Genomic DNA, 14,610 nt, shown 5'->3' on the forward strand with positions numbered 1-14,610 from the left:
AGCGGCAGTCATCAGTTCGGCGCACGATGGAGATCGTTCTCGATACGTGGAACTTCCTCATTCTTCGCGAAGCGTATTTCGGCGTCCGCCGGTTCGACAAGTTCCAGCAGAGATTGGGCATCCCACGGCAGACGTTGTCGTCACGCCTGTCCGCGCTGGTCTCAAACGAGATCATGAGCGTGGGACGGCGGCCCAACGAGCCGGGGCAGCAGTACTTCCTGACCGAACGAGGAAAGGATCTCTTTCCGACCATGCTGTCATTGATGGAGTTCGGCGACAAATGGTTGACGGGCGGCAAAGAGCCGCCCCTACAGTTGGTCCATAAGAGCTGCGGCTGTGCATGCCACCCAGTTACGGTATGTAGCGAGTGCCTGGAGCCGTTCACGGCACGAGAGGTTGCTCCCCGCGATGGGCCTGGCGCAGGCTATGCTCCAGTCGATACGCGCCCGACGTCGCGCCGGAGTTCTGATCCCACGCTTTTGGAGCGTGTACGGCCCTGTTCAGTAGCGCGGACGCTCGGGATCATCGGCGACAGATGGAGTTTCCTGATCCTGCGGGAAGGCTGGTTTGGCGTTCGCCGTTTCGAGGAGATGCGGGAAAATCTCGGTATCGCCACGAATATTCTCGCCGATCGCCTTGCGCGCCTTGTGCAGGCGGACGTGTTTCGCAAGGTTCCCTATGGTTCAAGCGACCGTTTCGAGTACCGCTTCACCGAAATGGGGCTCGATCTCTACAAGCCGATGCTGGTGATGATGGCCTGGGGAGACCGCTGGCTTGCGGAGGGCAAGCCTCCGATGCGCCTGCGGCACAAGACCTGCGGGCAGGACTTTTCGGCGATCGTCGTTTGCTCCGAATGCAGGAAGCAGATCACGGTGAAGGATACGGACTACATTCTGCGTTATCCGTTCAATCTGTGACGGCAGCGGACGGATCGCGGCGCGCCTGCAGCATCCGGAATATCCGCTCCGGTGTGACGGGAAGCGTCTCCACCGAGACGCCGAGGTGGGAAAGCGCGTCGGACACGGCGTTTGCGATCGTCGCCGGCGCGCCGATCGTGCCGCCTTCGCCCATGCCGCGGAACCCGCCTACATTGTTGGGCAAATCCGCCTCAATATGCACGATGCCGATATCGGGCACATTGGTCGCCACCGGAACGAGGTAGTCCGCAAGGCTTGCCGCGACGGCCTGGCCCTGGTCGTCGTGCACGATTTCTTCGAGAAGAGCCGCGCCGATGCCCTGCGCCACTGCGCCCTGCACCTGGCCATCGACGATCATTGGATTGATGATCTTGCCGCAATCCTCAGCCACCACGTAACGCAGGACCTTGACGCCGTAGGTCTCCGGGTCGACCTCAACCATGGCGAGGTGGGTGGATGAACAGGCGGTGCCGAGATAGGGATCATAGGTCTCCGATGCGGCAAGATCCTCGCGCTGATCGCGCGGAATGCGCCCCATCTGCGAATAGACGGTCGATGCGATCTCCTTGAGCGTCATCGTGCGGTTCGAGTTCCGGCTGCTGACGATACCGTCATGCATGTCGAGGTCTTTGACGTCTTGTTCCATCAGATAGGCGGCCGCGCGCAGCGCCTTGCCCTTGACAACGCGTGCGGCAAGAATTGCCGCGCCACCGCCGAGAACGGCCGAGCGGCTGGCATAGGTGCCGCTGGACATCGGCACCAGCGCGCTGTCGCCATGCTTGACCTCGATATCCTCGAGCTTGCAGCCGAGTTCGTCGACAATCACCTGGGCAAGCGTGGTCTCAAGACCCTGTCCGTGCGAGGCGATGCCGAAGGCGGCGGTGATCGCACCCGTCGCATCGATCTCGATTTTCGCGGTTTCCGTGCCGGTGTTAATGGGCATGCCGGGAGCGACGGAGATGCGCGAGCCGATGCCGGTCAGTTCCGCATAGCTTGCAAGGCCGATACCGACCCAGCGTCCATTTCGCCGTGCCTCATCCCTTTCGAGCAGGAGGTTGGGATAATTGACATGCGCGCAGGCGCCTGCCAGGCACTCCTGAAACGCAGACTTGTCCCAGATGATGCCGGAGGCAGTCCGATAGGGGAACTCTTCCGCGTTAACGAGATTCTTGCGGCGAAACGCGACCGGGTCCATGCCGAGCTTGCCCGCCGCCATTTCGATCAAGCGTTCCATCGCGAATGTCGAGGATGGCCGGCCGACGCCGCGATAGGGTCCGGTAGGCGGCTTGGGAGTGAGAACACCTCGGATACGGCCCCGATAATGCTCCATCCTGTAAGGGCCTGGCAGGAAACTCACCACCTGCACGGTTTCGAGGGCAGCGGTCCAGGGATAGATCGAATAGGCGCCGACATCGCCGATGACGTCGGCCCTGAGCCCGATCAGCATCCCGTCCTCCGTGACGGCGAGCTCGGCTTCTATCAGCTCATCGAACGCCTGGCTGGTCGCGGACAGGTCTTCCAGGCGATCGCTGACAAACTTCACCGGGCGCTTGAGCTTGCGAGCAAGGGCGCAGACAAGGATCTCCTCTCCATACAATGACCCCTTCCCGCCAAAACTGCCGCCGACATCCGGCGCGACGACCCGCAGGCGCGTGCCGGGCAAGTCGAGGCATCCGGACAGGACATCCCGGATGACGCCGGGGATATTCGACGAGGTGTAAAGCGTCAGCGCCTGCTTTCGCGCATCCCATTCAGCAAGGTAGGATCGGTTTTCCATCGCGACGGCCGTCTTGCGCGTCATCCGGAACCGGCCCTTGACGGTCACCGCGGCGCTCTCGAATGCGGCATCGACGTCGCCGCGCTTGAATTCCCGCCGGATGATCGTGTTCGTGCCGGCTTCCTCGTGGAGTAGCGGGGCGTCGTCCTTCACCGCGTCGACCTGCCGGATCGCGAAGGGTAAGGGTTCGTAGTCAATGGTGATATGCTCCAGCGCGTCCTCGGCGGCGTAGCGGCTTTCCGCGACGACGGCGACGACGGGTTCGCCGACATAGCGCACCTTGTTGCGCGCCAGTGGCCAGATGGGCGTGGCGTAATAGTCGGGCATGCGGGAGGTGGGGATCGCCGGCCTGACCTCGTTTTCCAGATCCGTCGCGTCGTAGATGGCGATGACCCCGGGAACGGAGAATGCCTCGCCGACATCGATGTTGAGGATGCGGGCATGCGGCTGGTCGGAGCGGCGCAGCGCGACATGCAGCATTCCGGCCGGCGCCATGTCATCGACATATTGGCCCACACCTGCAAGCAGCCGCGGGTCTTCGGTGCGCTTCACCCGTTTGCCGACAAGCTTGGGGCGGAGTTCGACGGAATGGTCGTGCAGGCTCATTCGTAAAACTCCCCGCCCTTCCGCAGGGCCTGCCACTGCGCCTCGTCATGTCCGGAGACGATGGTCGCGCCCTTGTCCCGGAAGGCCTTCAAGCGCGCGAGCGCCGCCGCGGCGAGCTCCATGTTCCAGGTGTTCCGCGGCGCGACGCCTGCATCGATATTGGCCTGAAGGGGCGCGGCGTCGGAGGCGAGAACGAAGGTGCCGCTGTCCCGCAGCGATACATGCGCGACGGTCATGCCGGGCGTATGGCCGGGCATGGGAAGGAGGACGATGTGCCCGTCGCCGAAGACGTCGTGCTCCGCGCCGAAGGTCTGAAAGCCTTGCGGCTGGTCCCATTCCGGTTTCAGATAGCCCTGGTTCTCGGCGGCGTCGGTTTTCGCCGCCGCGACTTCCGCCTCATGGCACAGGATCGTCGCGCGGCCAAAATACTGGTTGCACCCGCAATGGTCGGGATGCAGGTGCGAGCAGATCACGACGTCGATGTCGCCAGCCTCAAGGCCGAGCGCTGCCAGTTGCCGGACAACCGTCTGCTCCGGATCAAATATCGGCGTCATCACCTTGGCCAACCCGCCCCAGCGCGCTTCCGGATCGGTGGCGGCCTCAGGGTTGCAGCCGGTGTCGAAAAGCACGTTCCCTTGGCGGTGCCGTATCAGGGTTGCGTGGACAGGCAGTTCGATCGTCTCCTCCTTCCCCACGCCGGGAACGAAGACGGACCGGCGCATGCGCAGTCGGCCGCCGGCGAGAAAATGCATCTTCATGTCAGAGGTCCTCTTTCCCTCGCCAGTTCCCGGACGGCGTTGACGATGTGTTCGTAGCCCGTGCAGCGACAGATATTGCCGGACAACGCCTCGCGGATCTGCTCGTCGCTTTCGAGGGGATGGTGGCGCAGCATGTCGGTGATCGCCATGATGAAGCCGGGCGTGCAGAAGCCGCATTGCAGGGCGTGGTGCTGCCGGAACGCTTCCTGGATCCGGCCGAGCCGATCGACGCTCCCCTGTCCCTCGACCGTCTCGATCTCCACGCCTTCGGCCTGGACGGCGAGCGTCAGACAGGACCTTGCGCTCCGGCCGTCGAGAATGACGGTGCATGCGCCGCAGACGCCGTGCTCACAGCCGACATGCGTTCCCGTGAGGCCAAGCTCGTGACGCAGGAAATCGCTGAGCAGCATGCGCGGTTCCACGGTCGCGGTGTGGGCCACGCCGTTCACGCTGACGCTGAGGGTGATCTTCTTTTCAGGCATCTGCGCCGTCCTTGCGAAGGGTTGCCCGCGTCCATGCGTCGCGTAGCGCACGCCGCGCAAGCGCGCCCGCCAGGTGCAGGCGATAATCGGCGGACGCATGGATATCGGTGTTGGGATGGAGGAGCCCCTTCAGGGTCTCCGACACGTCCTGCAACAGCATCTCCGAAATCGCCTGGCCCTCGACGAGCGTTTCGATGTCCGGCAGGCGCAACGGCGTCTCGCCGACGCCCATCATGCCGAAACGGACGTCGCCTGCGACGCCATCGACGATGCGCAGCGTGGTTGCCACGCAGGCGAGGGCAAAATCGCCGTGGCGCCTGGAGAATTCCTCGAAGCCCCAGCCCGTCTCGGGTGGCAGCGTGTCGATATCGATCGAGGTGACGAACTCGTCCGGTTCGAGCGCTGTCATCAGCGAGCCGACGAAGAAGTCCGAGGCGGCAATCTGCCGCTCGCCCCGGATCGAGAGGGCCGTAATCGTCCCGTCGAGGAGAAGCGTCATCACCGGCATTTCCGCTGCCGGGTCCGCATGACAGACGCTGCCGCAGAAGGTACCGCGATTGCGCACCGTCAGATGCGCCACGTGATGCATGGCGTCGTGCAGGATCGGGATGTGCCGGTGCACGAGTGCATCCGTCGCGGTCATGCGGTGCCGTACCGTGGCCCCGATGCGCAGCCGTTCACCGTGCTTTTCGATGCGATCGAGGCCGGCAATGCGGTTGATGTCGATCAGGATCGTGGGCTTCACCAGACGGAAGTTGATCATCGGCATAAGGCTCTGGCCGCCCGCGATTATCTTGCCGTCGCCGTTCGCAGCGGCGAGGGCCTCGGCAGCCTCGGCTGCCGATGTCGCGGCGAGGTATTCGAAGGGGGCCGGTTTCATTTCGCCGCCGTCGATAGGAAAGGCGCTTTCCGGCATCGTAGGGCCGTGGGCGCCAGAGGGTTCCGATATATCGCGGAAAGCCTTGTCATCGCGGCTCCTCCTAGTCTCGCCAATCCCATGGCGCGTTTCAAAATTAACTTGCATTATTAGACTTAAAATAGGATTGTCAAGCAATACCAGAGCCCCGGGAAAGGGGAGATTTTTCGATTGGGACGAGGAGGATATTCCATGGACATGACTGGCCAGCAGCACATTCCCGCGAGCAAAGAGGAGGTGTGGAGTGCCCTGAACGATGCCGACGTGCTGAAAGTCTGTATCCCTGGATGCCAGGAGCTAACGAAGTCTTCCGAGACAGAAATGTCGGCTGTCGCTGTCATCAAGGTCGGGCCCGTGAAGGCCCGGTTCCAGGGTGCCGTGACGCTGTCGGACCTCGATCCGCCGAACGGCTATCGGATCACCGGCGAAGGGCAGGGCGGCGTCGCCGGATTCGCAAAGGGAGTGGCGGTCGTTCGTCTGGAAGCGGTCGAGGATGGAACCGTCCTGCATTATACCGTCGATGCCCAGATCGGCGGAAAGCTGTCACAGCTTGGCGGGAGGCTTATCGATGCAACCGCAAAACAAATGTCGGGGCAGTTTTTCAAGCGATTTGCCGAAGAGATCCGCGCCCGCCAAGGTGCTGGACAGTCATTGGCGACATCTACCGAGGGTGATGCCTTCGCGCAACCCGGCCCAGTAAGGCAGTCGGTCGCCGTCACGTCGTCGAGCGAAAGTGCCTCCGCCTTGCCGCGTGCGCGCGCCGTGCAAGTTTCCGCGTCGCCCACCGGCACTTCGCTCAGCCTGCCGGTTCTTGCGGCTGTCGTCTTCGCCGCCGTGGTGGTGGCGACGTGGGCGCTCCATGGGGGATTGCTGCCGAGCCTTACGCCGCCGGCGGACGGTCCGGCGCGCATTTCGCCGGATTTGGCGAGCATTGTTCAGCTCATCATGGCCGCAGCCATCGGCTACCTGTTCGGGTCTCGTGGAAGGCGCGCCGGCTGAAATCAAAAACCGGGGCAGAAAACCGGCCCCGGTGAAGCACACTTGCATAAGAAGACTTAAGTCAAGGTTTTGAACGCTCGAGCAGCGCCTTCAGTTCACCGAACACACCCCGCCTGAACATCATCACGCATACGACGAAGAACAGGCCGATGATGAAGGTGATCGGCAGGCCGCTGGTCGACAGAAAATGCTCCAGCCCGACGACGATGCTGGCGCCGACGATCGGGCCGATCAGCGTGCCCATTCCGCCGAGAAGGGTCATGAGAATGACTTCGCCAGACATGTGCCAGGTAACGTCCACAAGCGAGGCGAGCTGGAACGCGATCGCCTTCAGCGCGCCGGCGAAGCCTGAAAGGGCGGCGGAGAGGGTGAAGGCGATCAGCTTGTAGCGTTCCGGCTTGAGGCCCAGCGAGGTGACGCGGGTTTCATTCTCGCGAATGGCCGACAGGATATGGCCGAAGGGCGAGTTGACGGTCCTCCAGATGATCACAAGGCCAAGAATCGTTCCGCCGAGGACGGTGTAATACATGGCGGTGATGTCGCGGAGATCGATGATCCCGAGAAGATAGCCCCGCGGCACGGCCTGAATGCCGTCCTCCCCGCCGGTGAAGGGCATCTGCACCGCCATAAAATAGATCATCTGCGCGAGGGCGAGCGTAATCATCGCGAAGTAGATGCCATGGCGGCGGATGGCCAGCGTGCCGAAGGCAAGGCCGAGAAGCGCCGCAAAGGCCGTTCCCGCAAGCACGGCGAGTTCAAAGGGAAGCTGCCAGACCTTGGCGGCGTGGGCGGTGATGTAGGCCGCGCCGCCAAAGAAGGCCGCGTGACCGAACGACAGGAGCCCTGCATATCCGAGAACGAGGTTGAACGCCGCCGCAAAGAGCGCGAAACAGAGGATCTTGATGAGGAACAGCGGATAGATCGCCAGCGGCGCGCATATCATCAGCAGGGCCACAAGGGCGAGAAGAAGGCCTCCGGTCGTCCGGTGCCGGCGCGTGCGCGGGGGCTCAAGGGAAGAAACCATGGTTGTACTGTTCATGATCAAGCCTCGCGGGAGAACAGGCCGGATGGCCGGATGAGAATGACAAGGACCATCACCACGAAAACCGCTATGGAGGATGCCGCAGGATAGAATGTCTTCGTCAGCCCCTCGATGATGCCCAGCGCCAAGGCGGTGACGATTGCGCCGCCGATCGATCCCATGCCGCCGATGACGACCACCGCGAAGACTACGATGATGACGCTGGACCCCATGCCGGGGCTGACCTGATAGAGCGGCGCGGCCAGTGCGCCTGCAAAGCCGGCAAGGCCCACGCAGAAGGCGTAGGTCGCAGTCAGCATAAACGGGACATTGATTCCGAATGCCTGGACCAGGCCCGGATTTTCCGTCGCAGCCCGCAGGTAGGCGCCGAGCTTGGTCCGCTCAATCGCCAGCCATGTGGCGATGCAGACTGCGAGAGAGGCGACAATCACCCAGGCGCGATACATCGGCAGGAACATGAAGCCGAGATTGATGCCGCCCGTCAGCGACGGGGGTATCGGATAAGGCTTGCCGGCGGCGCCGTAGACATGCCGGAGGAGCCCTTCGAGCATCAAGGCGATGCCGAATGTGAGGAGGAGGCTGTAGAGGTGGTCGACCCTGTAGAGGCGCTTGAGAAACAACCGCTCCACGACGGCACCCAGCGCCCCGACCATCAGGGGAGCGGCGATGAGTGTTTCCCAATAGCCGAGACCGAGGGCCGACAGCAGCAGCCAGGCGGCGAAGCCGCCGAGCATGTAGAAGGCGCCATGGGCGAAGTTGATCACGTTCAGCATGCCGAAGATGATGGCGAGGCCGAGGCTCAGGAGAGCGTAGAAGGAGCCGTTGATCAAGCCGAGCAGCAGTTGCCCGAGTAAAACGGCAATGGGAACCCCGAAGATATCAGTCATCGGTTTCTACCTATCTGAAAGGAGTGCGTCATGGATCAGACTCCGAGATATCTGTTCAGCCGGTCCATGTTGGCGTCGAGTGCGTTGTTGGAGATTTCGTCGACGACCTTTCCTTGGTCGAGCACGTAGTGGCGATCCGCGATGGATGCCGCAAAACGAAGGTTCTGCTCGACGAGGATGATCGTCATGCCGCGGTCCTTGAGGATGCGCAGGGCCGCGCCGATCTCTTCGATGATCACAGGGGCGATGCCTTCGGTCGGCTCGTCGAGCAGGATGAAATCGGCGCCCGTCCGGAGAATCCGGCCGATGGCCAGCATCTGCTGTTCGCCGCCGGACAGGCGCGTTCCCGATGTGCTGTCCCGCCCTTTCAGGTTCGGAAAGAGGCCGTATATTTCGTCGACCGCCATGCCGCCCGCCTGCCATGCCGGCGGAAACAGGAGATTTTCCAGCACAGTGAGCGAGGAGAAAATGCCACGTTCTTCCGGCACATAGCCGATGCCGAGGCGCGCAACCTTGTGCGGCGCGACCTTCAGGAGGTCGGCGCCCTTATAGATGCAGGCGCCGCGTCTCTTTCCAACGACGCCGATGAGGCTGCGCAACGTCGTCGTCTTGCCGGCGCCGTTGCGGCCGATGAGCGTCACGACTTCGCCCTTTCGCACATCGAAGTCGATGCCATGCAGCACATGGCTTTCGCCATACCAGGCCTCCAAGCCCTTAACGTCGAGGAGGGGAGCCTCAGCCATGGCTGCCTCCCATATACGCCTTGCGGACTTCGCTGTCGGCGGAAACGTCGGCATAGCTTCCTTCCGCGATGACCTCTCCGCGGCGCAGCACCGTGATCCGGTCCGACAGGTCGGAGACGACGCCGAGATTGTGTTCGACCATCAGTACCGTTCGCCCCTTTCCGACGCTGCGGATCAGGGCGGCCGTCCGGCCGATATCCTCCGTGCCCATTCCCGCCATCGGCTCGTCGAGAAGCAGGACTTCGGGGTCGAGCGCCAATGTGGTGGCCAGTTCAAGGGCGCGCTTTCGCCCGTAGGACAGTTCGGCGGCTTTCGTCTGCGCCCGGTCGGCAAGGCCGACGCTGTCGAGCAGTCTGGCCGCTTCCTCGTTGAAGCGGCGGAGCGTCGCGTTCGATTTCCAGAATGCGAATGTTTCTTTCGCGTGGGCCTGCAGAGCGACCCGGACATTCTCATGCGCGCTGAGATGCGGGAACACGGATGAAATCTGAAACGACCGCACGAGGCCCAGGCGCGCGATGTCGGCGGGCGCCATTTGCGTTATGTCGCGATCCTTGAACAGGATCTGCCCGCTGCTCGGCGACAGGAATTTGGTCAAGAGATTGAACAGAGTGCTCTTGCCGGCGCCGTTCGGCCCGATCAGGGCGTGGATCGTGCCGGCACGAATCTTCAGGTCGACATTCTTGACGGCAATGAAGCCGCTGAACGAGCGCGTCAATGCACGCGCTTCGATGATGGGTGCGCTATCCGGCACGGTTCCTCCTCCGCCGACTTAGTTTTCCCAGGGGGCCGCATCAACCGGCCCGCCTCCCATTGTCAATGTCGGCACGGTCAGAAAAACACATAAAGTCTAACAATGCAAGCTTGCGCTTTGCGACGAAACCTGCTTACCTTGCTGCATATCGCCTGTTGCTGCGCACCAAATGCAGCTATCGGCTTCGTTTAAGTATGATAACGCAAGTTAAACATCGAGCACCTGGGAGGAGTTCAGGTGCCGAATTCGGGAGGAAGAGCGATGAAAAATAAGCTTATGCTGTTGTCCTGCGTCGCGGCCGTCGGGGCCATGACCATGTCCGCCGGGGCGCAGGATGCCGCGCCTGTTCGCATCGGCGTGCTGACCGATGTCAGCGGTCAGTTCTCGCATGAGGCGGGCGAGGGGTCGATCACCGCCGTGAAGATGGCGGTCGAGGATTTCGGCGGCAAGGTTCTCGACCGGCCGCTTGAAGTCGTGGTGGCCGACCACCAGAACAAGCCGGAGGTGGCGGTGTCCACGGCGCGCGAGTGGTATGAATCGCAAGGCGTGACGATGATCAACAACCTGATCAATTCCGGCATCGCGCTGGCCGTCACGCAGGTCGCCAAGGACGAGGACAGGATCGCGATCGTCAACGGCTCCGGCTCGTCCCGCCTGACGAACGACGGCTGCACGCCGAACAGCATCCACTATTCCTACGACACCTACGCGCTTGCGAACGGGACCGCCAACCAGCTGATCCTGCAGGGCATGAAGAACTGGTTCTTCCTGACAGCCGATTACGCATTCGGACATGCGCTGGAGGCCGATGCGACGCAGATCGTCAAGGACAATGACGGCGAGGTCTCCGGCTCCGTGCGCTATCCGATCGAGACTTCCGACCACAGCGCCTTCATGCTGCAGGCGCAGGCTTCGCCGGCGCAGGTCGTCGCCATGGCGGGATCCGGCACGACCTTCATCAATGCGGTGAAGTCCGCGGCCGAGTTTGGTCTTGCCGCATCCGGCAAAACGGTTGCGGGCTTGCTCGTCTGGGATACCGACGTTCATTCGCTCGGCCTCGAGACCGCGCAGGGCATGATCCTGACGAACGCCTTCTACTGGGATCGCGATGATGCGACGCGGGCGTTCTCCAAGCGCTTCGAAGAGCGGGTTGGCCGCCCGCCGCATATGGGCGATGCGGGGGATTACTCTTCGACCATGCACTATCTGAAGGCCGTTGAGGCCGCCGGCACGACCGATGCCCAGAAAGTCATGGCAAAGATGCGCGAAACGCCGATCAACGACTTCTTCGCCAAGAACGGCAAGATCCGCGAGGATGGCCGGATGGTGCACGACATGTATGTCTATCAGGTCAAGACGCCGGCCGAATCTACGGGTGAGTGGGACATCCTGAAGCTCGTCACCACCATTTCGGGCGACGACGCTTTCCGGCCGCTTTCGGAAAGCCAGTGCCCGCTCGTGAAGAACTGACGCAACGGCGCCCGGCGACGGAGCCGGGCGCTTCTTCGTGCAAGGGACTGGACTGCGCGTATCACCATCTGAACGCCAGTCCGAGGGCAGGCGAATGAGCGATATTCTCGTTGAAAATAAGGGCGGGGTTGCGGTGGTCACATTGAGCCGCCCCGGGCACAGGAATGCCGTTACCTATGCAATGTGGCGGCAGCTCGCGGAGCTGTTCCGCGCCTTCGACCTTGACCCGTCGGTTCGGTCGATCATCCTGACGGGGGCCGGTGATGACTTTTCGGCTGGCGCCGATATCAGCGAGTTTGACGTGGTGCGCGGCGGGCTCGAGGACAGCAAGTCCTATGAGTTGGCGGTCGATGCCGCAGCGGATGCGATCTACCAGGTGTCTAAGCCGACGATCGCCGCCCTGCGGGGATATTGCCTCGGCGGGGCGGCGCATCTGGCCATGTCATGCGATTTCCGCGTTGCTGAGAACAATGCGGTCTTCGGAATTCCTGCCGCCCGATTGTCGATCGTCTATGGCGTCTCCGCGACCCGCAAACTTTACGCGCTCGTGGGTGTGACGGAAGCGAAGCGCATCCTCTTCTCGGCCAGTCGCTTCGATGCCGGGCGGGCTCTCGATATCGGCTTTATCGATCAGGTTGCGGAGAATGCTCTTGCTGCCGCGCATGACCGGGCCGCGGAGCTGGCCGAAAACGCACCCCTCACGATTTCGGGCGCGAAGTTCATTCTCAACGGCTGCGCACGCGGGGCGCTGGATCACGCCGCGGCTGGCAGGCTAATCGACGAGGCCAGCGCGAGCGAGGACTACATCGAAGGCCGGCAGGCTTTCAAGGACAAGCGTCCGCCCAGGTTTCTGGGGAAGTGACCCGACTTCGTCCCCATGGAAGGGGCCGCAATAGATCGCGCTGCGCTGCAGCCGTCAGACCTATCAAGGAGATCGTGAAATGCAGACCAATCTGAATGGCAAGGTGGCGCTGGTGACCGGCGGCGGAAGAGATGTCGGCGGAGATATCGCCCGGTCTCTCGCGGCGGAAGGCGCCATCGTTGCAGTGAATTACAGCCGTTCGCAGGCCGAGGCGGATTCGGTGGTTGCCTCGATCGAAGCAGCGGGCGGAAAGGCCAAGGCCTACAAGGCCGATATCGGTGAAAACGATCAGGTCAAGGCGATGATCGCCGCCGTCAAAGCGGATTTTGGAACCATTGATGTGCTGGTCAATAACGCCGGATACGTCAAATATCAGCGGTTCGTCGACTCGACGCCTGAAGAATGGAAGAAGCAGATCGACGTATGCCTCTACGGCGCGATCAATTGCTGCCACGCCGTTGCGCCGTTGATGATCGAGCAGAACTTCGGCCGCATCATCAACCTTGTCGGTGACAGCTCCCGTATTGGCGAAGCCAATCTCGCACTGGCCGCGGCCGCGCGTGGCGGCACGATCGCGCTCGGCAAATCGCTGGCCCGTGAATTCGGCCGAAATAACATCACGGTCAACTCGGTATCGCTCGGCCTGATCGAGACGTCCCATTCCGATCCGGAGTTTCTCGAGAAGAACCGTGAGAAGATCGTGAAGGCCTATCCTTTGCGCCGCATCGGCAGGCCCGATGACGTGGCGCCGATGGTGACCTTCCTGGCGTCCGAGGGATCGTCCTGGGTGACCGGCCAGGTCATCAGTGTCAACGGCGGTTTCTGCATGGTCTAACCGGAGGAGCGGGAGGATAACATGATACACTTCGAGCTTATCGCGCCGGTTGGAGCAATCCTTCGACGGAATGCGCGCCTGTATCCCGGGAAAATGGCCTTCGAGGACAGGAGGCGGTCGGTTTCCTATGACGCCCTGGACCGTGAGACAGAGGACCTCGCGTCCCGCCTGGTTGCGCTGGGTCTCAGGAAAGGCCAGGCCGTCGCGATCTTTCTGCCGAACTCAGTAAACTGGGTCGTCGCTTGCCTTGCTGTCGTGCGGGCGGGAGGAACCGCCGTTCCGGTGAGCATCGAGGCGACCGAGGCCGAAATCGCCTACCGCATCAGCGATGCGGGATGCGCTTTCCTGATCATGCCGCCGGAAAAGCAGCCTGTCGTGGACACGTTGCTGCAGCGCTCCGACAAACCGCCCGTCGTGATTGCCGCGAACGAGGAGATCGGCTTTGACGCGTCGGGGCGGACGGCTGCATTCGAGGATGATCAGGATATCGATCGCCCGGCATTCATCGTCTACACATCCGGCACGACGGGCCAGCCCAAGGGCGTCCTGCTATCGATGCGCTCCATGCTCTGGGTGACGGCGGCGTGCTGGGCGCCGATCGCGGGGTTGAACGAGAATGACATCGTTCTCAACACCCTGCCTCTCTACCACTCCTATGCTCTGAATATCGCGGTTCTCTCCATCATCGCGACGGGCGCGAGCGAATACATCATGGAGAAGTTCTCGACCTCTCAAGCGACGGAACTTCTTCGGACAGGTCGCTTCACCTTCATGCCCGGGGTTCCGACGGTCTTCCACTATTTCCTGTCGGCCTGCCAGGCCAGCGGAGAAAGGCTGCTTTCGTCCGTCCGCCTTTGCGTCTCCGCTGGGGCGATCATGCCGGGAACGCTGAACAGCGACTTTGAAGCGTTTTTCGACGTTCCGCTTCTGGATGGTTACGGTATCACCGAAACATCGACGATGGTGACCATGAACTGGCCTGGGAAATGGCGTGTTCCTGGTTCCTGTGGGCTACCGGTTCCGGGCCTCACGGTCCGCCTGGTGGATCCGAAAACGGGTCTCGATGTGCCGGCGGGCGTCGAGGGCGAATTGATCTGCAAAGGCCCGAACCTGATGCAGGGCTACCACAACAAGCCGCTGGAGACCGAAAAAGCCGTCGTCGACGGATGGTATCATACCGGCGATCTAGCGAAGTCCGACCTCAACGGCTTCCTCACGATCACCGGCCGCCTCAAGGAACTGATCATCCGCGGCGGGCAGAATATCGCACCGGCGGAGGTCGAGGAGGCGATCCTCCTGTTGCACGACACAGTCATGGACTGCGCGGTGGTCGGGATGCCTCACAGCATGCTGGGAGAGGTCCCCGTCGCCTGCATCGTCGTCAAGGAAGGGCAGGCCTTCGACCAGGAGGATCTGATGCGGCACTGCAAGGCGCGTCTCTCTGCCTACAAAGTTCCTGACCGCGTCTATGTCGTGGCTGAGATCCCGCGCACGGGATCGGGAAAAATCTTGCGGGTCAAACTTCGCGAAAGCCTCCCTGCGGCGTGACGCGGGAAAGGCACAGG

General features: G+C 62.2%; 14 protein-coding genes. 6 read left to right on the forward strand and 8 right to left on the reverse strand.

The annotated features are described in order from the left end of the window. The first annotated feature begins 26 nt into the window (after positions 1-26). Positions 27-917, forward strand: coding sequence for a winged helix-turn-helix transcriptional regulator (locus NGR_RS14295; protein WP_164924204.1), 891 nt, complete (start codon positions 27-29; stop codon positions 915-917). On the opposite strand, the gene NGR_RS14300 is transcribed toward NGR_RS14295, so the two are convergent. From NGR_RS14300 to NGR_RS14315, 4 genes are read right to left on the reverse strand one after another with little or no spacing between them, the layout of a single operon-like run. After that, positions 907-3,300, reverse strand: a complete 2,394-nt coding sequence (locus tag NGR_RS14300) for a xanthine dehydrogenase family protein molybdopterin-binding subunit (RefSeq protein ID WP_012707172.1) — start codon at positions 3,298-3,300, stop codon at positions 907-909. The two genes, NGR_RS14295 and NGR_RS14300, sit on opposite strands and share 11 nt — an antisense overlap. Next, entirely contained in the window at positions 3,297-4,058 is a 762-nt protein-coding gene (locus NGR_RS14305) for an N-acyl homoserine lactonase family protein (RefSeq protein ID WP_012707173.1), read from the reverse strand. The genes NGR_RS14300 and NGR_RS14305 overlap by 4 nt, the downstream gene beginning before the upstream one ends. Beyond that, a complete protein-coding gene (locus NGR_RS14310; RefSeq protein WP_012707174.1) occupies positions 4,055-4,540 on the reverse strand; it encodes a (2Fe-2S)-binding protein in 486 nt (161 codons plus the stop codon). Before NGR_RS14310 ends, NGR_RS14305 begins: the two co-directional genes overlap by 4 nt. After that, positions 4,533-5,420 carry an FAD binding domain-containing protein gene (locus NGR_RS14315; protein ID WP_164924205.1) on the reverse strand — a complete coding sequence of 296 codons (888 nt, stop codon included), beginning with the start codon at positions 5,418-5,420 and terminating at the stop codon, positions 4,533-4,535. The genes NGR_RS14310 and NGR_RS14315 overlap by 8 nt, the downstream gene beginning before the upstream one ends. A gap of 228 nt (positions 5,421-5,648) precedes the next feature. On the opposite strand from NGR_RS14315, the gene NGR_RS14320 reads away from it, so the two are divergent. Beyond that, on the forward strand, positions 5,649-6,455 hold the full coding sequence (locus tag NGR_RS14320) for an SRPBCC family protein (RefSeq protein ID WP_012707176.1): 807 nt from the start codon (positions 5,649-5,651) through the stop codon (positions 6,453-6,455). A gap of 61 nt (positions 6,456-6,516) precedes the next feature. On the opposite strand, the gene NGR_RS14325 is transcribed toward NGR_RS14320, so the two are convergent. The 4 genes from NGR_RS14325 to NGR_RS14340 are packed head-to-tail and all read right to left on the reverse strand — an operon-like array spanning position 6,517 to position 9,878. Continuing rightward, entirely contained in the window at positions 6,517-7,494 is a 978-nt protein-coding gene (locus NGR_RS14325; RefSeq protein WP_012707177.1) for a branched-chain amino acid ABC transporter permease, read from the reverse strand. 2 nt (positions 7,495-7,496) lie between these two features. Beyond that, positions 7,497-8,384, reverse strand: coding sequence for a branched-chain amino acid ABC transporter permease (locus tag NGR_RS14330; protein WP_012707178.1), 888 nt, complete (start codon positions 8,382-8,384; stop codon positions 7,497-7,499). A gap of 35 nt (positions 8,385-8,419) precedes the next feature. Next, positions 8,420-9,127, reverse strand: a complete 708-nt coding sequence (locus NGR_RS14335) for an ABC transporter ATP-binding protein (protein ID WP_164924206.1) — start codon at positions 9,125-9,127, stop codon at positions 8,420-8,422. Next, complete coding sequence (locus NGR_RS14340) at positions 9,120-9,878, reverse strand: ABC transporter ATP-binding protein (RefSeq protein ID WP_012707180.1); 759 nt, start codon at positions 9,876-9,878, stop codon at positions 9,120-9,122. Before NGR_RS14340 ends, NGR_RS14335 begins: the two co-directional genes overlap by 8 nt. 261 nt (positions 9,879-10,139) lie before the next feature. Here NGR_RS14340 and NGR_RS14345 point away from each other — a divergent pair, with 261 nt between their 5' ends. The 4 genes from NGR_RS14345 to NGR_RS14360 all read left to right on the forward strand — a co-directional run bounded on the left by NGR_RS14345 (position 10,140) and on the right by NGR_RS14360 (position 14,593). Continuing rightward, positions 10,140-11,348: an ABC transporter substrate-binding protein gene (locus tag NGR_RS14345; protein ID WP_012707181.1), complete on the forward strand. Its 1,209-nt coding sequence runs from the start codon at positions 10,140-10,142 to the stop codon at positions 11,346-11,348. A 94-nt stretch (positions 11,349-11,442) separates the two neighbouring features. Next, positions 11,443-12,210 carry an enoyl-CoA hydratase-related protein gene (locus tag NGR_RS14350; RefSeq protein ID WP_012707182.1) on the forward strand — a complete coding sequence of 256 codons (768 nt, stop codon included), beginning with the start codon at positions 11,443-11,445 and terminating at the stop codon, positions 12,208-12,210. Positions 12,211-12,289: 79 nt separating this feature from the next. After that, positions 12,290-13,045: an SDR family NAD(P)-dependent oxidoreductase gene (locus tag NGR_RS14355; RefSeq protein ID WP_012707183.1), complete on the forward strand. Its 756-nt coding sequence runs from the start codon at positions 12,290-12,292 to the stop codon at positions 13,043-13,045. A gap of 21 nt (positions 13,046-13,066) precedes the next feature. Next, positions 13,067-14,593: a class I adenylate-forming enzyme family protein gene (locus tag NGR_RS14360; protein WP_012707184.1), complete on the forward strand. Its 1,527-nt coding sequence runs from the start codon at positions 13,067-13,069 to the stop codon at positions 14,591-14,593. Positions 14,594-14,610: the final 17 nt, after the last annotated feature.

The sequence above is a fragment of the Sinorhizobium fredii NGR234 genome, assembly GCF_000018545.1.
Taxonomy (GTDB): Bacteria; Pseudomonadota; Alphaproteobacteria; order Rhizobiales; family Rhizobiaceae; genus Sinorhizobium; species Sinorhizobium fredii_A.